The organism is Brevundimonas sp. LPMIX5, assembly GCF_003576505.1.
GTDB lineage: Bacteria > Pseudomonadota > Alphaproteobacteria > Caulobacterales > Caulobacteraceae > Brevundimonas > Brevundimonas naejangsanensis.
This window is the reverse complement of the sequence record NZ_QWTZ01000016.1, coordinates 33187-53779: the sequence shown is the minus strand read 5'-3', so window position 1 is coordinate 53779 and position 20593 is coordinate 33187. Positions and strand designations below refer to the sequence as shown.

Genomic DNA, 20593 nt, shown 5'->3' with positions numbered 1-20593 from the left:
AAGGGGAGGGAGATATCGCATCAGTCGGCGCGGACGCGCTTCTTGCGGAAGGAGGGGTTCAGGACCTCCTTGCGCAGGCGGATCGACTTGGGCGTGACCTCGACCAGTTCGTCTTCCTCGATATAGGCGATGGCCTGTTCCAGGCTCATCTTGCGCGCCGGGGTCAGGCGCACGGCCTCGTCCTTGCCCGAGGCGCGGACGTTGGTCAGTTGCTTGCCCTTGATGGGGTTGACGTCCAGGTCGTCAGAGCGGCTGTTCTCGCCGATGATCATGCCCTGGTAGGTCTTCTCGCCGGCGCCGACGAACATGACGCCGCGGTCTTCCAGGTTCCACAGGGCGAAGGCCGCCGTGTCGCCGTCCGAGTTCGACACCAGCACGCCCTTCAGACGGCCCTCGATGGCGCCCTTGTGGCCCTCATAGTGGCTGAAGACGCGGTTCAGCACGCCCGAGCCGCGCGTGTCGGTCAGGAACTCGCCCTGATAGCCGATCAGCGAACGCGACGGGCACTTCAGCTGGATGCGGGTCTTGCCGGCGCCCGAGGGGCCCATGTCGGTCAGCTCGGCCTTGCGGGCCGAAAGCTTCTCGATGACCACGCCCGAGAATTCGTCGTCGACGTCGATGACGACGTCTTCGATCGGCTCCATGCGCTCGCCGTTCTCGCCGGTCTGATAGACCACGCGCGGACGGCTGATCGACAGTTCGAAGCCTTCGCGGCGCATGTTCTCGATCAGCACGCCCAGCTGCAGTTCGCCGCGACCGGCGACTTCATAGGCGTCGGAGTCCGGCGTCTGGGTGATGCGGATGGCGACGTTGGCCTCGGCTTCCTTCAGCAGGCGGTCGCGGATGACGCGCGACTGGACCTTGTCGCCTTCGCGGCCGGCCAGCGGGCTGTCGTTCACGCCCACGGTCATGGAGATGGTGGGCGGATCGATCGGCAGGGCGTCCAGCGCCTCGGTCACTTCCAGCGCGCACAGGGTGTCGGCCACGGTGGCCTTGGACATGCCGGCGATGGCGACGATGTCGCCCGCCTCGACGCCCTCGTCGATCGGCTGGCGCTTCAGGCCGCGGAAGGCCAGCACCTTGGTGATGCGGCCCTGTTCGATGGTCTTGCCGTCGCGCGACAGGGCCTTGATGGCCATGCCCGGAACCGCCTTGCCCGAGTGGATGCGGCCGGTCAGAAGGCGGCCCAGGAAGGGGTCGCTTTCGATCAGGACGTTCAGGATCTGGAACGGCTCGTTGACGCGCGACTGTGCGGACGGGGCCGGGACGTGGTCGACGATCAGGTCGTACAGCGGGTGCAGGTTGTCGTTCGGCTGGGCCAGATCGAGCGTCGCCCAGCCCGAACGGCCCGAGGCGTAGATGACCGGGAAGTCCAGCTGCTCGTCCGTGGCGCCCAGGGCGGCGAACAGGTCGAAGGTCTCGTTCAGCACGCGGTCCGGGTCGGCGTGGGCGCGGTCGACCTTGTTGATGCACAGGATGGGACGCAGGCCCATCTTCAGCGCCTTGGTCAGCACGAACTTGGTCTGGGGCATGACGCCCTCTTCGGCGTCGACCAGCAGGACGCAACCGTCCACCATGCCCAGGATGCGTTCGACCTCGCCGCCGAAGTCGGCGTGGCCCGGCGTGTCGATGATGTTGATGCGCGTTTCGCCCGCCTTGCCGTTCCAAAGGATCGACGTGCATTTGGCCAGGATGGTGATGCCGCGCTCACGCTCCTGATCGCCGGAGTCCATGGCGCGTTCGGTCGTCGCCTCATTGGCGCGGAACAGGCCGGACTGGGCCAGCAGGGCGTCCACCATGGTCGTCTTGCCATGGTCGACGTGGGCGATGATAGCGACGTTACGAAGGTTCATGTCGGGCTCGGGCGGACTGTGTTCGGTCACGGATGGGCCGCGCCGCTGCAAGAAGATTGCAGAAAAGGGAAGGGTTCGGGGCGCCTCTTACAGGGATGCGGGCCAAAACGCCAGTCCGGTGCGTCCTGCCGATCAACCCAGCGGAAGGAAGGCGATCACGCCCAGGGCCAGGACGCCGATCAGCAGGGCGGACAGGGCGGCGACGGCGGCGACGCGCGGTCCGGCCCGGACCACGGCGCGCGGATCGACCATCAGCCCCAGCGCCGCCATGGCGATCAGCGTCAGGGCCGAAACCGAAACCTGCAGCGGCGGCAGGATCGCTTCCGGCAGCCAGCCCAGCGAGCGGGCGGCCATCAGGGCCAGAAAGACCAGGATGAACCAGGGCGCCATCTGATGCAGCCTTGGCCCGCGCCCGCCTGCGGCCTGTTTGGAGCGCATCAGGCCCAGCACCAGACAGACGGGCCCCAGCATCAGCACGCGCACCAGCTTGACCACAGCGCCTGTCTGCACGGCGGCCAGACCGGCGGGCGCGGCGGCGGCCAGCACCTGCGGCACGGCGTAGACGGTCAGGCCCGCCAGCACTCCTACGCGCGTCGCGTCATAGCCCATCAGGGCGCCGACGACCGGAACGAGGAGCACCACGGCGATGCCCAGAACGGCGGTGAAGCCGATGGCGGCGGCGACATCCTGTCCCTCGGCCTCAATGACGGGGGCGACGGCGGCGATGGCGGAGTTGCCGCAGATGGCGTTGCCGCAGGCGACCAGCAGGGCCATCGCGTGCGGCAGGCCGAAGGCCCGGCCCAGGGCGTAGCCGCCGAGGATGGCCAGGGCGACGACGCCGACGATGGCCAGCAGCAGCCACGGCCCCAACGCCGCGACGGCCCCGCCCGAGACGGTGACGCCCAGCAGGGCCACGGCCACCTCCAGCAGGGTCTTGGCGCTGAAGCTGACGCCCGGCGACCATAGCGACGACGGCGTCCACACCAGACGCAGGGCCGCACCGATCAGGATGGCCAGCACCAGACCCTCGATCCACGCCTGCCCGAACAGACGCGCCTCGAGCAACTGAAGGCCGAAGGCGACGGCACCGATGGCGGCCGAAAGGGCCACGCCCGGCAGCAGGCGCAGCAGGCCGGTCAGGCGGCGAGAGGGGGCGGCGGGGTCGAGGGCGACGGTCATGGCCGCCTTATCGGCTCTGTTTTCTAATCGATCCAACGCGTAGTTATGGACTTAACGATCAATATATCTAATCAATCGCGCATGACGCTGGAACAACTCCGCATCTTCGTCGCCGTGGCCGAGCGCCTGCATATGACGCGAGCGGCCGAGGCGTTGCATCTGACGCAGTCGGCGGTCAGCGCGGCGGTTCACGCGCTGGAGACGCGGCACGGAACACGGCTGTTCGACCGGGTCGGGCGGGGGCTGGCGCTGAATGCGGCGGGGACGGCCTTTCTGCCGGAAGCCAGGGCGGTGCTGGCGCGGGCCGAGGCGGCCGAACGGCTGCTGGACGAGCTGGCGGGGCTGAAGCGCGGCTCGGTGCGGCTGTTCGCCAGCCAGACCATCGCCGCCTATTGGCTGCCGCCGCGCATGGCCGCCTTCGCCCAGAGCCATCCGGGCGTGGAGCTGCATCTGTCGATCGGCAACACCCATCGGGTCGTCGAGGCCGTGCTGGCGGGCGAGGCGGAACTGGGTCTGATCGAGGGGGCCGAGGATGCGCCGCGTCTGGAGCGGATTCGTATCGGCGCCGATCGGCTGATCGTGGTGGCGGCGCCGGATCATCCGCTGGTCGGACGCGAGGCGGCGCTGACGGCGGCGGACCTGAAAGCGCTGGACTGGGCCTTGCGCGAGCCCGGCTCGGGCACCCGTAGCGAGTTCGAGGCGGCCCTGCCGCGCGGTATCGCCGCGTTCGACCTGAAGACAGCGCTGGTGCTGCCGTCCAATGAAGCCATCCTGACGGCGGTGGCGGCCGGCGGCGGCGCAGGGGGCGGCCTTGTCACCGCCATCTCGGAACTGGCCGCCCGGCCCCTGATCGAGGCGGGGCGGCTGGTCCGTCTGCCCCTCGACCTGCCCGAGCGGCCCTTCTATCGGCTGCGGCACCGCGAACGCGGCGCCAGTCGGGCGGCGGAGGCGTTCGCCGCCGCCCTATAGGCCGTCCTTAGACCTTGGCGGCGCGGCGGCGCACCCAGGCGTACAGGGCGTAGGTCAGAAGCACGAAGGCGATCAGCCCCGCCCACATGGCCGGCCAGCCGCTGTCGGCCGGAAGCAGGGCGAAGGGCGCTTCGTTCTTGGCGCTGACGATCACGGCGGCGGTGAAGACGCCGAACAGGCTCTCGCCCACGATCAGGCCGGACGCCAGCAGCACGCCCATGCGGCGGGCCACGTCGGCGTAGCGGGTCGACTTGACCGCCCGGTCGTACAGCCAGCCGCAGACCGCGCCGATGACCAGCATGGTGGTGACGGCGGCAGGCAGATAGACGCCGATGCCCGCAGCCAGCGGCGGCAGCTTGATCTTGTCGTTAGTCGTGCGGCGCAGGACGACGTCGAGGATGATGACCAGAACGCCGACCACGGCGCCGATGCCGATCAGATCCCAGCGCAGGTCGCCCGAGATGACCCCCTTGGCCAGGGCCGAGATCAGGGTGGCCTGAGGCGCCGCCAGGGTCTGCGATCCTTGCACGATGGCGGGCGGGCCGCCTTCGAAGCCGAAGGCCTGGTTCATCATGTCCAGAACGAAGGGGATGACCAGGGCGCCGGCGACGACGCCGACCAGCAGGGCGGTCTGCTGACGCCAGGGGGTTGCCTCGACCAGTTGGCCGGTCTTCAGGTCCTGCAGATTGTCGTTGGCGATGACGGCCACGGCGAAGACGATGGCGGTGACGATCAGGGCGAAGGCGATCACGGATGGATCAGCGGGCACGCCCGCCACGGCCAGGACGCCCAGCATCAGCAGCGACGCGATGATGATGGCCAGGATGCCGACGCCCGACACCGGGCTGTTGGAGGAGCCGATCAGCCCGGCCATATAGCCGCAGATGGCCGCCACGGCGAAGCCGATGACCACGACATAGACCAGGCCGCCGATCACCAGCAGGGGCGCTGAACCGGCCAGGGCCGTGCCCTGGGCCACGATCGCCAGCAGGACGGCGATGCCGACCAGGGCGGCGACCGACAACAGGCCGACGATCTTGATGGGGATGTCTTGCTCGGTCAGCTCCAGCGCCTCGCCGTGGGCGCGACGCGACTGGGCGGTCATGGCCGAGGCCAGACCCGCGACCAAAGGCTTGGCCAGCTTGGCCAGGGTCCACAGGGCGGCGACGCCGATGACGCCGGCGCCGATGAAGCGGACCTCCTGCGCCCAGACGGTCATGGCCAGGCCTTCCGCCCCGGCGTCGGCCGGGAGGGAGGCGGCGACCGACGGCATGCCGTGGGCGGCGGCCCAGGCTACGAACTCTGGCGAGGTCAGGATGGGCACGAAGATCAGCCAGGCCAGAACCAGGCCGAACAGCTGCGTCAGGCCGACGGCCAGGCCGATCAGGTGACCGGCGCCCAGAAGGGCGAACTGCATGGAGAAGCCGACGCCGGTGGCCCCGCCGCCCAGCCCGGCTGGAAGGCGCAGGAAGGCGGCGGTTTCGGCGGCGAAGACCCGCGCGGCGGCCAGGAAGCCGAAGAAGGCCGAGGCGATCGCCCCGCCGATGACCACGAACAGGCCCGACCGGTTCTCGCGCACGGCCTCTTCGGTCTGTTCAGCGCCGGGCGAGCCGACCTTGAGCACCTCGGCGGCGGCGACGCCTTCGGGGTAGGGCAGGCCGCCCTGAACGACCAGGGTGCGGCGCAGGGGGATGGAGAAGGTCACCCCCAGCACGCCGCCGAGGATGCAGATCATCACCGATTCCCAGAACGGGAAGTCCATCCACCAGCCGATCATGACCAGACCCGGCAGGACGAAGATGATCGAGCTCATGGCGCCGCCGACCGAGGCGACGGTCTGGACGGTCATGTTCTCCCAGATGGTCGAGCCCCGGAACGCCCGCAGCAGGGCCATCGAAATGACCGCCGCCGGAATGGCCGAGGCGAAGGTCAGGCCGACCTTCAGGCCCAGATAGGTGTTGGCCGCCGTGAAGACCGCCGCCAGCAGACAGCCCAGAATCAGGGCGCGTATGGTCAGTTCGATGCGTTTGCCGGTTCCGGCGGGCGTGTCCGTCATGCGGGGCTCTTTTTCCGTTGTTGCGCGGAGGTAAGCCCGAAAGCGGTCTCGTGACAACGGGGGCCGCGCATCGCGACTGCGCGGCGATGACGGGATGACACCTCGGAACGAATACGGCACAACGCCCGCCATGTTCGACCCTCGCCCGACCGACGCCGCCTTTCCGACCCTGGACGAGGCGCGGCGCCTGCTGGAGCGGGTCTGGGGCCATGCCGATTTTCGGGGCCTGCAGGCCGATGTGATCCAGGAGGTTCTGGCCGGACGCGACGTGATGGCCGTGCTGCCGACCGGCGGCGGAAAGAGCGTCTGCTATCAGGTGCCCGCCATCCTGCGGCCCGGCGTCGGCCTGGTCGTGTCGCCGCTGATCGCCCTGATGACGGATCAGGTCGAGGCGCTGAAACAGCAGGGAGTGGCCGCCGCCCGTCTTGATTCGGGCCTGACGATGGACGAGCGTTCGGCCGTGTGGCGGGCGGCGCGGGCGGGCGAGCTGGACCTGCTCTACGTCTCGCCCGAAGGGCTGGCGTCCGGCGCCATGCTGGAGCGGTTGGCCGAACTGCCGATCAGCCTGATCGCCATCGACGAGGCGCACTGCGTGTCTCAGTGGGGCCATGACTTCCGGCCCGATTATCGCACCCTGGGCCGCCTGGCCGAGACCTTCCCCGGCGTGCCCCGCATCGCGGTGACGGCGACCGCCGACGCCCGCACGCGCGACGACATTCTGGCCTCGCTGCGGCTGGGCGAGGCGCAGGTCTTCGTCGACAGCTTCGCCCGGCCCAATCTTCAGCTGTCCGCCGAACGCAAGGTCAACGGCTCGCGCGCCCGCACCGACGCCGCCGTCATCGAACTGGTGCGCGAACGGCGCGGCAAGTCGGGCGTGGTCTATTGCGGAAGCCGCGACGGCTGCGAGCGGGTGGCCGACGCCCTGAGAGACGCCGGAAGCAACGCCATCGCCTATCACGCTGGATTCGACGCCCGCGAGCGCGACCGGCGGCTGGAGCGCTTCCTGGCCGAGGACGGCGCCGTCATGGTCGCGACCATCGCCTTCGGCATGGGGGTGGACAAGCCGGACGTGCGCTTCGTCATCCACGCCGATCCGCCCGGTTCTCTGGAGGCTTACTGGCAGGAGATCGGCCGCGCGGGGCGGGACGGCGAACCGGCCGAGGGCATCACCCTTTACGGCCCGTCCGACATCGCCTGGTCCCTGCGCCGCCTTGAGGGGCGGCCCATGGCCGAGGAGGTCAAACAGGTCCAGACCCGCAAGGTGCGCCAGTTGTTCGCCATGCTGGACGGCGCGACCTGTCGGCCCCAGGCCGTGCGCCGCTATTTCGGCGAGCAGGACGCCCAGCCGTGCGGCGTCTGCGACATCTGCGGCGACCCGCCCGCCACCTTCGACGCCGTGGTGCCCGCTCAGAAGGCCCTGGCGGCGGTCCAGCGGCTGGGCGAACGCTTCGGCCGGACGCGCGTCGTCGATCACCTGCTGGGCAAGACCAAGGACGTCCAGCCGTGGGAGGCGGGGCTGTCGACCTGGGGCATCGGCGCCGACCTGTCGCTGGTCGCGTGGCGCGATGTGATCGACCATCTTTTGTTCGAGGGCCTGCTGGTTGAGGACCCCAACGACGGCAAGCCGATCATTCGTCTGGGCGAGGCGCAGGCCGTGCGGGCCGTCTATCGCGGCGAGCGGCCGGTGCGGGTGCGTCAGGCGCCGATCCGGGCCGTGGCGCTGGACAAGCCGCGCCGCAACGCCGGGCGCAATCTGGCGGTCGAGGGGCTGGACGCCGACGTGCGCGCCCGCTTCGAAGCCCTGCGCGCCTGGCGCCGCGACCGCGCCGTCGAACAGCGCGTGCCGCCTTATGTCATCTTCCAGGACAAGACTCTGGTTGAGATCGCCCTGCAGGAGCCGCGCGGGCTGGACCAGTTGGCCGTCATCTCCGGCGTCGGCGCGGGCAAGCTGGAACGCTATGGCAAGGGCGTGCTGGAGGCGCTGGCCGCCTCTGACTGACCGGCGACCATGACCAAAGCGTAACTGGAAGGCCCCTCGCCGCCCTGTCATTTCTTGCTCCCACACCGGGAGAGAGATTGGACATGAAGCGGTTTCTGGCGACGGGCGCGGCCTGTCTGGCGATGGCGATGGCGAGCGCGGCTCAGGCTCAAGAAGCGAGCGACGCGCCCAAGCCGATGGACCAGCCGCGCGACTGGTCGGCGACCCTGGTTCAGGACGCCACCGGCCTGCACGACATCATGATCGACAGCCACCCCGGCACCTATGACCCCCTCAACCCCGCCTTCAGGCCGCGACTGGAGGAAGGCCTGACCGTCGCGCTGGAGCGGGCCAGGACCACCACCGACGCGGGCGGCTGGTGGTGGGCGCTGCGGGCCTATGTCGCCAGCTTCGAGGACGGCCATGTCGGCATCAACGTCACCCAGCCGAACTACGGCTTCGCCACGCGCTGGCCCGGCTTCCTGACCGTCTATCGCGGCGCCGATCAGGTGGTGGCCGACCGCGACGAAGCCGACGCCGCCACGCCCCCGATGGGCGCCAAACTGATCGACTGCGACGGCGTGGCCGCCGAGGCCCTGGCCGAGCAGCGCATCGGCCAGTTCCGGGGCCGCTGGTTCCTGGAAGCCCAACGCGTCCTCTTCGGCGAGTGGCAGTTCCTCAGCGCCCAGAATCCGTGGATCAGCGAGATGCGTCAGTGCCGCTTCGAGGCTGACGGCGCGACCCGGACCTACGCCCTCAGCTGGCGCGCCACGCCCGACGACCTCGGCGCCCGCCGCGCCAAACTGGCCCAGCGCGTCTGGCCCGACTTCGGCCTGAAACATTTCGACGACGGCGGCATGTGGATCTCGACGCCCTCGTTCAACGGCGATCCGTCCAGCGAGACCCACGCCGAGCTGACCGCGCTGATCGCCGACATGAAAACCAAGCAGGAGGCCCTGCGCGCGGCCCCCTATGTGGTGCTGGACCTTCGCGGCAACGGCGGCGGCTCCTCGCACTGGAGCCAGTTGATGGCGCAAATCCTGTGGGGCGACGACTGGATGATCGCCCACCCCGAGCCGGCCATCGAAGCCGTCGAATGGCGCGCCTCGGACGGCAACATCGCCCAGATTTCGGATTTCCTCGGCCAACTTCGCGCTTCGAACGGCTCTCCCGAGTACATCACCTGGGCCGAGACCGCCGTGGACGGCATGAAGACCGCCCAGGCTGCCGGTCAGACCTATTGGCGCAGCGCCAACGACGAAGCCCCGGAAGACGCCGGCCCGCCCCCGCCCGCGCCCCAGTTGATGGCGGGCCGGGTCTATGTCCTGACCGATTCCAGCTGCGGCTCGGCCTGCCTTGACGCCGTCGATCTGTGGAAGACCGCGGGCGCGGTCCAGGTCGGTCGCGAGACCTCGGCAGACACCGTTTACATGGAAATCCGCAACCCGACCCTGCCCAGCGGCCTGGCCCAGATCGCCGTGCCGATGAAGGTCTATCGCGGGCGGGCGCGCGGCAACAACGAGCCGCAGCGGCCCCAGTATGTCATCGAGGGCGACATGAGCGACGACGCCGGCCTGCTGGCCTCGATCCGCAGGCTTCAGCCGAACTGAAGCCTCAGCGCAGGAACCGGTCGACGGCCTGCTGGAACTGACGCGGTCGGTCGATCATGACCATGTGCTCGGCGCCCTCGATCCGCTCGAAGGTCGCCGGGCGGGGCAGAGAACGGTAGCCGTCGCGGAACAGGCCGTCGACGTGGCTGCGCGGGCTGTCGGCGTCGGGGCTCCAGCCATAGACGACGGTGACCGGGGCCTGGATCAGCGGCAGGCGAGAGCGCAGATCCACCGTCATCACTTCGTACAGGCCCTGGGCCAGAACGCGCCGGTCGCCCCCCTGCCAGCCCAGGCCGTTGAACAGGCTGTCGGCTGCGCCGCCCAGTTCAAGGCCCAGAGAGGCGGCCTGAGTGCGCAGGGCCTGATCGCCCAGCAGCATCAGGCCCTGATAGGCCAGCCGCGCCAGAGGCTCGACATCGCCCACCGTCGAGCCGGGGCTGATCAGGGACGGGAAGAAGGGCGAGGCGTCCACGACCATGACCCGGCCGACGCGGGGCCCGCCCTCGGCCGCGACGCGCAGGGCCATCTGCCCGCCCATCGAATGGCCGATCAGGGCGGGACGATCCAGACCCGCTTCATCGATGTAACGCAGGATCTCCGCCGCCGCCGGGCCGCCGATGCGGCCTTCGGCGTTGCCGGCCGCCGCCAGCGGGCCGAAGCCGCGCACCGTGATCAGGTGTACCCGGTAGCGGTCCTGCAGCGCGGCCGCTGTGCGGCTCCAGACCGCCGAGGTCGAGGCCAGGCCGGGGATCAGCACCACGTCCGGTCCCTGTCCGCGCGTCTCAACGACGATGCGCGAGGATTGGAAACCGGCGGGCGCGACGTCGGGGCTGACGGTCGCGACGGCGGGCGAACGCGCCGCAGCGGGCGCCGCCACGGTCGTCAGGCTCAGGAAAAGGGCGGTCAGGACAGCGGAAAACCGGCTCATGGCGCCAAACTGCCGTCAGATAGCGGCGAAACCTCGGCGACAGGCTTTTGGCGCGATGGATTGAAATTTGCGAAGATCAGGAGTGAAATCACCGGACCTGGGGAGGTTCTCATGAAGAAATCCATCATTGTCCTGTCCTCTGTTCTGGGTCTGGCTGCATCGCCCGCCCTGGCCGAGAACTGGAACGTCATTTCACGCAGCTCGGCCACCGCCTTCATGGTGGATGTCGATTCCATAGCCCAGGCTGGCGGCGTCACCAGCGCCCGGCTGGCCCGCGTCCCCGCCAAGGGCGAGCCGACCGATCTGTCGCACAGCATCGGGACCGTCAGCTTCCGCTGCGCCGCCAATCAGTCGAAGGCGGGCGAAGAGGTGTATTACGGTCCGGACGGCGCCGAGCAGGAGCGGATCGACGACGGCTATGATTTCGAGCCGGTCGTGCGCAATTCTCTGGACTCCTACGTCAAGGAGATCGTGTGCGAGGAAAAGCGCGGGACGGCGACGTTCCCGACGATCCGCGCCTTTATCGAAGCCGGGCGCCCCGACTCGCGCTGACCATGAGGCGAGGCCCGGTCGGCTTGTCCGCCTGATCGCTTGGGGTTAAGGCCGGCCGGGCGTCGATGCGACGCCGCGTAACAGTATCGAGCCGTATCTTGCAGCCTTCATTTCCGGCGCTTGCCGACACTCAGGACGCCGCGCAGTTCGGCGTCGCCGATCCGGCGTCGGTGCGCCGCCTGCGTCAACTGGTTCAGGACCACGCCGAGGCCCTGGTGGCGGCCTTCTACGATGCGCTGCTGGCGCATGAGGAGGCGCGCGCCTTCCTGCATCATTCGGTGGTGCAGGAGCGGCTGAGCCCGTCTCTGCGTCGCTGGCTGATCGACCTGTTCGCGCCCGAGGTTGATGGCGACGAAGCCGCCTTTGTCGCGCGCCAGGTCAAGATCGGCGAAGTTCACGCCCGCATCAAGATTCCGATGCATCTGGTCATGGCGGGGGCGGCGGTGCTGAAGGGGCGGCTGGCGGACGTCCTGGCCTGCGACCCGGCCGCTTTCGACCTGTTGCGGCTGTCCGGCGAGCGCATCGACCACGCCCTGCGCCTGATGAGCCAGTCCTATGAAAAGGGGGCCAGCAATCGCGCGCGGCTGGACGAGGCCTATCGCCTTTTCTCGTTGGACCAGGACATCCATTTCGAGCGCGAGAGCCAGCGCGCGGGCCTGATGGAATGGAGCCAGAAGACACTGTTCCGCATCCTGGCGTCGGGCGGGGTGGAGGGGGCGGGCGCGCTCAGCGCCTCGCCGTTCGGCCTGTGGATCCGTCACCGGGCCGACTTTCTGTTCGACGGCTCGCCGCATCTGGCGCGTCTGAACGCGGCGATGGAGCGTATCGACGGCGAGTTGTTGCCCCGTTTCACGCCGGGCGCGGCTTCGTCTGAACTGGTCGGGCCGCTGGAGGCGCTGGAGGCGGCGGTGGACGAGGTCGCCTTCCTGCTGAACGAGATGTTCCAGGGGCTGGCGGGGATGGAAGGCGGACGCGACCCGCTGACGCGCGCCCTGAACCGGCGCTTCTTGTCGTCGATCCTGAGCCGCGAGATCGGTTTCGCTAACGCCAACCACACGCCGTTGTCGGTGTTGCTGCTCGACGTGGACCATTTCAAAAGGATCAACGATACGCACGGCCACCCGATCGGCGACGAGGTGCTGCGCCAGGTGGCCGAGGCCGTGACCGAGAACGTGCGGCCCAGCGACTTCGTCTTCCGTTACGGCGGCGAGGAGTTCCTGATCGTCCTGGTTGAAACCGGTCTGCGTCAGGCCGCGATCATCGCCGAACGGATGCGTCAGGCCCTGGCGGCCAAGGCCATCACGGCGTCGGGCCTGGCGCCCTTCCACGTCACCGTGTCCATCGGCGCCGCCGAACATGGCGGCCATCCGGATGAGAACTATCTGGTCAAGCAAGCCGACGACGCCCTGTACCGCGCCAAGCAGAACGGCCGTAACCGGGTCGAGATCGCCTAGGCGAGGCCCTCCCGGCGCCCTCGGCAGGCTGAACGAATAAGCGCTTTCGATCTCAAAAAACAGGGTTACTAATGCGTCCCGACAATCGGGGGACGCTATGCAGGAATTCGACGCGCTCTTCGCCTTTTACGCCCTTCTGCTCGGGCTGGCGGTGGCCAATGTCGCGACGGCCTTCGCCGAAATGTACAAGGCGCGCGGCCGGGTGATGATCGGGTGGACGGTCCCTCTTCTGGGCGCCGTCGTGCTGACAGCGGCCTGTCAGCAGTGGCTGTCCCTGTTCCGCGCCCAGGCAGACATGAGGCTGGGGGCGGGGGAGCTTTTGGTTTGTCTGGCGATGGCCCTGCCGTACATCTTCATCAGCCAGGTCATCCGGCCCCGCTATGATGAAGTCGCGTCGCTGGAGACCTATTACGCCCAGCACCGCACGGTGCTCGTCGGCGCCCTGCTGATCCCGGTGCTCGCCAGCACCATCGTCAATGTCGTCTATATTCTGAAGCTGAACGAGCCGATCGCGCCGGTTATACCGATGCTGCTGATCTATCAGGGCGTCCGTTTCGCCTGCATCATCCCCATGCTGATCTGGCCGGGCGCGGCGGTGCAGCGAGCGGGACTGATCGTCCTGCTCGCGCACACGGTCATGGTGATGCTCTAGACCATTATCGGTTCGGATTGGATCAATCCGAACTCAGATCAATCACTTGAGCGAATATCTGGGTTCACATGCGATCGCATGTGAACCGATTTCGCTCCAGCCGTCAGGCGTCGACGGCGGCGTCCAGGGCGTTTTCCTGAATGAACTCGCGGCGGGGCTCGACCACATCGCCCATCAGCTTGGCGAACAGGTCGTCGGCGTCGTCGCCATGCTCGACCTTGACCTGAAGCAGGGTGCGGGCGTTGGCGTCCAGCGTCGTCTCCCACAGCTGTTCCGGGTTCATCTCGCCCAGACCCTTGTAGCGCTGGATGGCGATGCCCTTCTTGCCCGCGTCCAGAACGGCCGCCAGCAGGTCCAGCGGGCCGCGGATGGTCGTGGTCTTGTCCTTGCGGCGATAGACGGCCGGGGTGGCGAACAGGCCGTCGAAGGCGGCGGCGCGCTCGGCCAGACGGCGGGCGTCCAGCGAACGGCCCAGCACCTCGTCCAGCACGATGGTCTCGCTGACGGCGCGGCGAACGCGCGTGAAGGCCACGCCGCCCTGGGCGGCCAGTTCGCCGCTCCACGGACCGTCGCCCTCTTCGGCGTAGAGGTTCAGCCGCTCGGCCGCGCGCACGGCGCGGTCGGACAGTTCGCCTGTGCTCTCGTCGAACAGGCCCGCCAACGCGCCCTGTTCGATGGCGAAGGCGGGGGCGCGGCTGGCCAGACGGTCGACCAGGGCCTTGAACGCCTTGGCCTCGCGAACCAGTTCCTGCAGGTCCATGCTGGCGCGCACCTCGCCCGAGGCCAGCTCCAGCGTCGCCTCGGCGCTGCCTTCCTCGATCAGGTAGGCGTCCATCTCGGCCTGATCCTTGATGTAGCGGTGCTGCTTGCCCTTGGAGACCTTATAGAGCGGCGGCTGGGCGATGTAGACGTGGCCGCGTTCGATCAGCTCCGGCATCTGACGATAGAAGAAGGTCAGCAGCAGGGTGCGGATGTGGGCGCCGTCGACGTCGGCATCGGCCATCAGGATGATCTTGTGATAGCGCAGCTTGTCGGCGTCGAAATCGTCGCGGCCGATGCCCGTGCCCAGCGCCAGGATGAGGGTGCCGATGGTGTCGGACGACAGCATCCGGTCGAAGCGGGCGCGCTCGACGTTCAGGATCTTGCCGCGCAGGGGCAGGACGGCCTGGTTCTCGCGGTTGCGCGCCTGTTTGGCCGAGCCGCCGGCCGAGTCGCCCTCGACGATGAACAGTTCGGACTTGGCCGGATCGCGTTCCTGACAGTCGGCCAGCTTGCCGGGCAGGGAGGAGATCTCCAGCGCCGATTTACGGCGGGTCAGGTCGCGCGCCTTGCGGGCGGCTTCACGGGCGGAAGCGGCCTCGATGATCTTGGAGACGACCAGCTTGGCCTCGACCGGGTGTTCCTCGAACCAGGTCGACAGACCCTCGGAGCACAGGCTTTCAACGGCCGGGCGCACCTCGGACGAGACCAGCTTGTCCTTGGTCTGGCTGGAAAATTTCGGGTCGGGCACCTTGACCGACAGGACGCAGGTCAGGCCCTCGCGCGCATCCTCGCCCGAGACGGAGACCTTCTCCTTCTTGGCCAGCCCCGAGCTTTCGATATAGGCGCCCATGACGCGGGTCAGGCTGGCGCGGAAGGCCGACAGGTGGGTGCCGCCGTCGCGCTGGTTGATGTTGTTGGTGAAGCACAACATCGTCTCGTGGTAGGAGTCGTTCCACCACAGGGCCAGGTCCAGCTCGATGCCGTCCTTCTGGCCGCGGATGACGATGACGTCCTTCAGGATCGGCGTCTTGGACTTGTCGAGGTGGCGCACGAAAGCTTCGACGCCGCCTTCATAGTGCAGCAGGATCTCGACCGGCTCGGGCCCGCGATTGTCGCTCAGCTTGATGACCACGCCTGAGTTCAGGAAGGCCATTTCGCGCAGGCGGTGCTCCAGCGTCTTCAGGTCGAAGTCGATGTGGCTGAAGGTGTCGATCGACGGGTAGAAGGTGACCTCGGTGCCGGTCAGCAGACGGCCCTTGTCCTCGCGCATCGGCGCGTCGCCGATGACCGCCAGCGAGCGCACGGTGTCGCCGCGCTCGAAACGGACGCTGTGCTTCTTGCCCTCGCGATAGATGACCAGTTCCAGCCAGTCCGACAGGGCGTTGACCACCGAGACGCCCACGCCGTGCAGGCCGCCCGACACCTTGTAGGAGTTCTGGTCGAACTTACCGCCCGCGTGCAGCTGGGTCATGATGACCTCGGCCGCCGAGATGCCTTCTTCGGCGTGGGTCGCCACCGGAATGCCGCGTCCGTTATCGGTCACGGTGACGGAGCCGTCTTCATTCAGGGTGACGGTCACCAGATCGGCGTGCCCGGCAAGGGCCTCGTCGATGGCGTTGTCCACCACCTCATAGACCATGTGGTGCAGGCCCGAGCCGTCGTCCGTGTCGCCGATATACATGCCGGGGCGCTTGCGCACCGCGTCCAGGCCTTTGAGAACCTTGATGGAATCGGCGCCGTACTCGGGCGAGGGAGCAGTCTGTTCGGTCATGAAAACGTCGGCTCAGGGTCCGCAGGCGGACAGGGAAGAGGCGACACGCAGGCCGCCCGTCTCAGGCGTGCAAATCAGCACGTCCCGAAGTCTCCGATATATAGGAAATTTGACGGGAAAAGCGAGCCTTTAAGCCCTTCTCCCTCCCCTTCATGGGGAGGGTGGTCGATGCGGAGCGGAGACCGGGTGGGGAGGGCTTGGCGATCCTGGTCTCGGCGCTTGAATAGCCTTGCCGCCCCCACCCGGCTTCGCCTTGCAGGCTCAGCCACCCTCCCCCATGAAGGGGAGGGAGAAGGTCGAGCGCTGGCCTTCAGCTTGACAGCCCGCCGCCTTCCACCGCCACGAACTGCGCACGGTCTTCCAGCGCCGCGAACAGCGGGCGCTCCGTCCCGGTCATGAAGGCCTGAAGCTTCAGCGCCTCGATCTCGTCGAACAGGGCGGCGCGGCGGGTTTCGTCCAGATGGGCGGGGGCCTCGTCCAGCAGGAGGATCGGTTGGGCGGGTTGCCCGGATTCAGGATGGGCCAGGCGCGTCACCTGGGCCAGGATCAGGTTCAGCACCAGCGCCTTCTGCTCGCCCGACGAACCTTCGGCGGCGGGCCGGTTCTTCTCGCGGTGCAGGGCGGTGAGGTCCGAGCGGTGCGGGCCGAACAGGCTGCGTCCGGCGGCGGCGTCGCGGACGCGGGCGCGCATCAGGCCTTCGCCCAGCGCCTCGACGATGTCGGCCTCATCCGCCCCCGCCGCCGCCATCTCTTCGGCCGGACCGGCCAGCCCCAGATCGGCTTGAGGGAAGGGGCGGTCGGCTCGGGCGTCGATCCCGGACTGAAGCTCCTTTAACGCCGTCGCGCGCGCCATCGCAGCGCGCGCGCCGCTCTCGGCCAAGCGGGCCTCCAGCGCGTCCAGCCACAGGGGATCGGCGGGGCGCGTCTCATCCGTCAGCAGACGCAGCCGCTCGCGCAGGGCCTTTTCATAGGTCGAGACGACAGCGGCATGGTCAGGATGGGCGGCGAAGACCAGACGGTCGAAAAAACGAAGACGCTCGGCCCGAGCGTCTGAGAACAGTCGGTCCTGCTCAGGCGTGGCCCAGACCGGGCGCAGATGGTCCAGCAGCCGTCCCGGCGGTGCCGTCTCGCCGTCGATACGCACAATCCGCCGCGCCGATGGCCCCATCGTCTGGACGCCGGTGCCGAGGCGAACCTCGTCGCCGTCGGCTGCCTGCAGCGTCGCCGCCACGGCCCAGGCACGTCCCAGCGCCTCGCCCGGCTCGCGCCGCCCCATCTCGGCCGCCGTCGCCCCGCGCAGCCCCTTGCCGGGGGTCAGCAGGCTGATCGCCTCCAGCAGATTTGTCTTGCCCGCCCCGTTCGGCCCATGCAGCACCACCGTCCCGCCGGAAACCGGCAGGGTCGCGCCCGCGTAAGAGCGGAAGTCGGTGAGGGCGAGGGAGGTGAGGCTCAATCTATCCGCTCATCCCGGCGGACGCCGGGACCCAGTGCTTTGGCCGCAAGCGGCGCGGTTCAAAGGAGCGTCTCGAATAGATCGGCCCATTCAGGGTTCATACGCTCGATCAGGTCCAGCTTCCACTCGCGTCGCCATTCCTTGATGCGCCGTTCGCGAAGAAAGGCGGTCTCTCGACTGTTATGAGCCTCATACCAAACCAAACGAGAGACAGCGTAGCGGGCGGTGAACCCGTCGCGCAGCTTCTCGCGATGCTCGGCGACCCGTTTCAGCAAGTCATCCGTAGAGCCGGTATAGAGCGTGCCGTTGCGGCGACTGGCCAGAATGTAGACGTAGAACATCCGGCCGACTGTCCCCGGTTCTCACTGGGTCCCGGCGTCCGCCGGGATGAGCGGAAGAGGGGGCAGCACCGGCTAGTCCTACACCCGCAGCGGCATCAGCACGTACTGGACGCCCACGTCGGCCGGGTCGAGGACCAGCGTCGGGCTGGCGGGATCGGCGAACTTGAAGTGGGCGGTCTCGCCGGTGATCTGGCCGGCGACGTCCAGCAGGTAGCGGGCGTTGAAGCCGATTTCGAACGGTTCGTCGGAATAGCCGATCTCGACTTCTTCCTCGGCCTGACCGGCCTCCATGTTGCGGACGGTCAGCTTCACCCGGTCGTTGTCGAAAGCCAGCTTCACCGAGCGGCTCTTCTCGGCCGAGATGGTGGCCACGCGGTCGACGGCCTTGGCGAACAGGCTGTTGTCGATGTCGGCCTGCTTGTCGTTGCCCTTGGGAATGACGCGCAGATAGTCGGGGAAGGCGCCGTCGATGACCTTGGAGGTCAGGCTGGCCTCGCCGAACTCGAAGCGGATCTTCTGGGCCGAGACCTGGACCTCGACCGGGCCGGCGCCGTCGTCCAGCAGGCGGCGGACCTGATCCACCGTCTTGCGCGGCACGATGACGCCGGGGCCGCCCGCCGCGCCTTCCGGCGCCGGGGTTTCGGCCAAGGCCAGGCGGTGACCGTCGGTGGCCACGGCGCGCAGCAGCGGAATGCCGCCGTCGGCCACGGTGTGCAGATAAAGGCCGTTCAGATAGTAGCGGGTCTCTTCGGTCGAGACGGCGAAGCGCGTCTTGTCGATCAGGCGCGCCAGATCTTCCTTGGGCAGGGTGTAGCGCGCGCCCGACGCCTCGGTCGACATGACCGGGAAGTCGCCCGCCGGCAGCACCGGCAGGTTGAAGCGCGAACGGCCCGCCGCCACCACCAGACGCGGATCGTCGCCCGAATAGGTCAGCGACACCTCGGCCCCGTCCGGCAGCTTGCGCACGATTTCATACAGGGTGTGGGCCGGGGCCGTGATCTGGCCCTCGACGTTCACCTGGGCCTCGGCCTCGTCGACCATCTCCATGTCCAGGTCGGTGGCGGCGAACGACAGGCGGTCGCGCCCGGCGCTCAGCAGCACGTTGGACAGGATCGGAATGGTGTTGCGACGCTCGACCACGCTCTGGACGTGCCCCAGGGCCCGAAGAAGCGCGGAACGTTCGATGGTCAGCTGCATATGGTCTCGCCCGGTCGCGGCCCTGTCGAAGCAGCGCCGCCGTAAATATGGGCGGGAACACTAGCGCATTGAGCGAAAGGGGCAACGGGCAGAGGCGTCTGCGCGCCGTCTGCCCCCGATTTCCACAGGCCGATCTTCTTTCCGTCGTTCTCCGGCAAGCCGCGGAGCGGCGCAAATCGAGGAAACCTGCGGCGCGCGTTAGCGCGAATGAGGCGCACGCGGCGTTTGCGGCCAAGATCGCCTTCGGCGCCGCTGGGTCCTCCGGTCAAGCCGGAGGATGATGAAGGAAAGGGTTTGGTCGCTCGGCTTACCCGCGCAGTTTGCGCGTCAGGGCCTCGACGTCGCGGGCGATCTGGTCGTCCTTGGGCATCAGCTCCTCGATCTTGCGGACCCCGTGCAGGACGGTGGTGTGGTCGCGCCCGCCGAAGCGGCGGCCGATGTCGGGGTAGGAGCGCGTCGTATGCTGCTTGCACAGATACATGGCGATCTGGCGCGGGCGGGCGATGGCGCGGGTGCGGCGCTCGCTCAGCAGGTCGGCCTGTTTCAGGTTGAAGTGCTCGGCCACCGTCTTCTGGATCTCGTCCACAGTGATGCGGCGCTCAGGACCCGTGCGCAGGGCGGCGCCCAGCAGGGTCTGGACTTCGTCGACGGTCAGGGTCGACAGGCGGCTTCCGGCCACGGCGGCCAGGGTGTTCACGGCGCCTTCCAGCTCGCGCATCGAGCCGGGGGTGCGGTCCACCAGATGTTCCAGCATATCAGCGCGGGCCTCGCCCGAAACGACGCCCAGCTTGGCCAGGGCGTTCAGACGCGACTGGGCGACGGCGACCTTCAGGTCGCGATCGGCCGCCTCGACCGGGCAGGTCAGGCCCGCGGCCAGGTGGCTGCGCAGGCGCGGCTCGACATCGGTCAGGGCCACCGGCGCGCGGTCGGCCGACAGGACGATGCGTTTGCCGTCCTCGATCAGGGCCGTGAGGGTGTTCAGCAATTCTTCCTGGGTGCTGGTCTTGCCGCCCACGAACTGGACGTCGTCCAGCAGCAGCATGTCGGCTGAGCGCAGGCTTTCCTTGAAGGCGGCGGTCGAGCGGTCCTGCATGGCGCGCACGAAGGTCGACAGGAAGCGTTCGGCGGTCAGATAGACCACCTTGGCGTCCGGGCGCAGGCGCTGCGCCTCCCAGGCGATGGCGTTCAGCAGGTGCGTCTTGCCGTAGCCGTAAGGGCCGCAGAAGAAGACGGGGTTGAAGTGGCCGTCGGCCCAGGACGCCACCTGCTTGGCGATGGCCAGGGCGAAGGCGTTGCCGTGCCCCTCGACGAAGCTGTCGAAGGTCAGGCGCTCCTGCAGGCCCGCAGCGCGCACGGCGCGGGCGCCGTCGGTGGCCGGGGCGAAGGCGGGTGCGGTCGGGGCGGCCGCAGGCGCGGCGCTGATCGAGGACAGGCGCGGGGCTTCACGCGAGGCCGAGGCCGGGGGCACGGAGCCCATCTCGGCGCGGCAACGGACCTCCAGACGGCGCGACAGGCCGTCCAGGCCCAGCCACAGCTCGTTCATCCGGCGCAGGGCGTTCTTGCGCACCCAGTCGCGCGCATAGGCGGTCGGGGTCACCAGGATCAGATTGCCCTGAGAGTCCACGCGCACCGCCGAAGGCGCGATATAGCTGCTGAAGGGTCCGTCGCCGATCTCAGCCTTCAGGCGGTCCGCCGCCTCAGTCCAGATACGGTTGGGATCCGTCATACCCGCCATCGCCACGCCCCCGATCATGAAGAACACCCGCCACAAGAGTTATCACCGACGAACGCCCTTCGAGACGAGGTCCGGGGACGACTTCTCTCGTCTCGCGAAGCCG

General features: G+C 68.4%; 15 protein-coding genes. 6 read left to right on the top strand and 9 right to left on the bottom strand.

The features are described 5' to 3' along the window. Nucleotides 1-20: 20 nt before the first annotated feature. Nucleotides 21-1853: a translational GTPase TypA gene (typA, locus tag D1604_RS14035; protein WP_119413789.1), complete on the bottom strand. Its 1833-nt coding sequence runs from the start codon at nucleotides 1851-1853 to the stop codon at nucleotides 21-23. Nucleotides 1854-1985: 132 nt separating this feature from the next. After that, nucleotides 1986-3032 carry a YeiH family protein gene (locus D1604_RS14030; protein WP_119413788.1) on the bottom strand — a complete coding sequence of 349 codons (1047 nt, stop codon included), beginning with the start codon at nucleotides 3030-3032 and terminating at the stop codon, nucleotides 1986-1988. An 81-nt stretch (nucleotides 3033-3113) separates the two neighbouring features. On the opposite strand from D1604_RS14030, the gene D1604_RS14025 reads away from it, so the two are divergent. Continuing rightward, nucleotides 3114-4001 (top strand): LysR family transcriptional regulator, encoded by an 888-nt coding sequence (locus D1604_RS14025; protein ID WP_119413787.1) that lies wholly within the window; start codon nucleotides 3114-3116, stop codon nucleotides 3999-4001. 7 nt (nucleotides 4002-4008) lie between these two features. On the opposite strand, the gene D1604_RS14020 is transcribed toward D1604_RS14025, so the two are convergent. Next, nucleotides 4009-6057 (bottom strand): OPT family oligopeptide transporter, encoded by a 2049-nt coding sequence (locus D1604_RS14020; protein WP_119413786.1) that lies wholly within the window; start codon nucleotides 6055-6057, stop codon nucleotides 4009-4011. A gap of 130 nt (nucleotides 6058-6187) precedes the next feature. Here D1604_RS14020 and recQ point away from each other — a divergent pair, with 130 nt between their 5' ends. Both recQ and D1604_RS14010 read left to right on the top strand, forming a co-directional pair. Next, on the top strand, nucleotides 6188-8056 hold the full coding sequence (gene recQ / locus D1604_RS14015; RefSeq protein WP_119413785.1) for a DNA helicase RecQ: 1869 nt from the start codon (nucleotides 6188-6190) through the stop codon (nucleotides 8054-8056). A gap of 83 nt (nucleotides 8057-8139) precedes the next feature. After that, complete coding sequence (locus D1604_RS14010; protein ID WP_119413784.1) at nucleotides 8140-9645, top strand: S41 family peptidase; 1506 nt, start codon at nucleotides 8140-8142, stop codon at nucleotides 9643-9645. A gap of 4 nt (nucleotides 9646-9649) precedes the next feature. Here D1604_RS14010 and D1604_RS14005 read toward each other — a convergent pair whose 3' ends face one another. After that, the gene (locus tag D1604_RS14005; protein WP_119413783.1) at nucleotides 9650-10573 is read right to left on the bottom strand and encodes an alpha/beta fold hydrolase; all 924 of its coding nucleotides are present in this window, start codon (nucleotides 10571-10573) and stop codon (nucleotides 9650-9652) included. A 111-nt stretch (nucleotides 10574-10684) separates the two neighbouring features. Here D1604_RS14005 and D1604_RS14000 point away from each other — a divergent pair, with 111 nt between their 5' ends. The 3 genes from D1604_RS14000 to D1604_RS13990 all read left to right on the top strand — a co-directional run bounded on the left by D1604_RS14000 (nucleotide 10685) and on the right by D1604_RS13990 (nucleotide 13231). Then, nucleotides 10685-11125, top strand: a complete 441-nt coding sequence (locus D1604_RS14000; protein WP_233552106.1) for a hypothetical protein — start codon at nucleotides 10685-10687, stop codon at nucleotides 11123-11125. Nucleotides 11126-11223: 98 nt separating this feature from the next. After that, nucleotides 11224-12579: a diguanylate cyclase gene (locus D1604_RS13995; protein ID WP_119413782.1), complete on the top strand. Its 1356-nt coding sequence runs from the start codon at nucleotides 11224-11226 to the stop codon at nucleotides 12577-12579. A gap of 97 nt (nucleotides 12580-12676) precedes the next feature. Beyond that, a complete protein-coding gene (locus D1604_RS13990) occupies nucleotides 12677-13231 on the top strand; it encodes a hypothetical protein (RefSeq protein ID WP_119413781.1) in 555 nt (184 codons plus the stop codon). A 103-nt stretch (nucleotides 13232-13334) separates the two neighbouring features. Here the strand turns inward: D1604_RS13990 and gyrB are convergent, their stop codons facing one another. The 5 genes from gyrB to dnaA form a co-directional block, all read right to left on the bottom strand. Then, nucleotides 13335-15764 (bottom strand): DNA topoisomerase (ATP-hydrolyzing) subunit B, encoded by a 2430-nt coding sequence (gene gyrB, locus D1604_RS13985; RefSeq protein WP_119413780.1) that lies wholly within the window; start codon nucleotides 15762-15764, stop codon nucleotides 13335-13337. Between the two features lie 310 nt (nucleotides 15765-16074). Next, complete coding sequence (gene recF / locus D1604_RS13980) at nucleotides 16075-17217, bottom strand: DNA replication/repair protein RecF (protein ID WP_119413779.1); 1143 nt, start codon at nucleotides 17215-17217, stop codon at nucleotides 16075-16077. Nucleotides 17218-17276: 59 nt separating this feature from the next. Next, nucleotides 17277-17558: a GIY-YIG nuclease family protein gene (locus D1604_RS13975; protein ID WP_024355022.1), complete on the bottom strand. Its 282-nt coding sequence runs from the start codon at nucleotides 17556-17558 to the stop codon at nucleotides 17277-17279. A gap of 78 nt (nucleotides 17559-17636) precedes the next feature. Further along, nucleotides 17637-18755 carry a DNA polymerase III subunit beta gene (dnaN, locus tag D1604_RS13970; RefSeq protein WP_003166402.1) on the bottom strand — a complete coding sequence of 373 codons (1119 nt, stop codon included), beginning with the start codon at nucleotides 18753-18755 and terminating at the stop codon, nucleotides 17637-17639. A 307-nt stretch (nucleotides 18756-19062) separates the two neighbouring features. Beyond that, entirely contained in the window at nucleotides 19063-20490 is a 1428-nt protein-coding gene (gene dnaA / locus D1604_RS13965) for a chromosomal replication initiator protein DnaA (RefSeq protein ID WP_233552105.1), read from the bottom strand. Nucleotides 20491-20593 lie beyond the last annotated feature (103 nt).

Excerpts from the sequence above, each read along its gene's own strand:
- typA (WP_119413789.1), bottom strand. The coding sequence starts at position 1,853 with ATGAACCTTCGTAACGTCGCTATCATCGCCCACGTCGACCATGGCAAG.
- D1604_RS14030 (WP_119413788.1), bottom strand. The coding sequence starts at position 3,032 with ATGACCGTCGCCCTCGACCCCGCCGCCCCCTCTCGCCGCCTGACCGGC.
- D1604_RS14025 (WP_119413787.1), top strand. The coding sequence starts at position 3,114 with ATGACGCTGGAACAACTCCGCATCTTCGTCGCCGTGGCCGAGCGCCTG.
- D1604_RS14020 (WP_119413786.1), bottom strand. The coding sequence starts at position 6,057 with ATGACGGACACGCCCGCCGGAACCGGCAAACGCATCGAACTGACCATA.
- recQ (WP_119413785.1), top strand. The coding sequence starts at position 6,188 with ATGTTCGACCCTCGCCCGACCGACGCCGCCTTTCCGACCCTGGACGAG.
- D1604_RS14010 (WP_119413784.1), top strand. The coding sequence starts at position 8,140 with ATGAAGCGGTTTCTGGCGACGGGCGCGGCCTGTCTGGCGATGGCGATG.
- D1604_RS14005 (WP_119413783.1), bottom strand. The coding sequence starts at position 10,573 with ATGAGCCGGTTTTCCGCTGTCCTGACCGCCCTTTTCCTGAGCCTGACG.
- D1604_RS14000 (WP_233552106.1), top strand. The coding sequence starts at position 10,685 with ATGAAGAAATCCATCATTGTCCTGTCCTCTGTTCTGGGTCTGGCTGCA.
- D1604_RS13990 (WP_119413781.1), top strand. The coding sequence starts at position 12,677 with ATGCAGGAATTCGACGCGCTCTTCGCCTTTTACGCCCTTCTGCTCGGG.
- gyrB (WP_119413780.1), bottom strand. The coding sequence starts at position 15,764 with ATGACCGAACAGACTGCTCCCTCGCCCGAGTACGGCGCCGATTCCATC.
- D1604_RS13975 (WP_024355022.1), bottom strand. The coding sequence starts at position 17,558 with ATGTTCTACGTCTACATTCTGGCCAGTCGCCGCAACGGCACGCTCTAT.
- dnaN (WP_003166402.1), bottom strand. The coding sequence starts at position 18,755 with ATGCAGCTGACCATCGAACGTTCCGCGCTTCTTCGGGCCCTGGGGCAC.
- dnaA (WP_233552105.1), bottom strand. The coding sequence starts at position 20,490 with ATGGCGGGTATGACGGATCCCAACCGTATCTGGACTGAGGCGGCGGAC.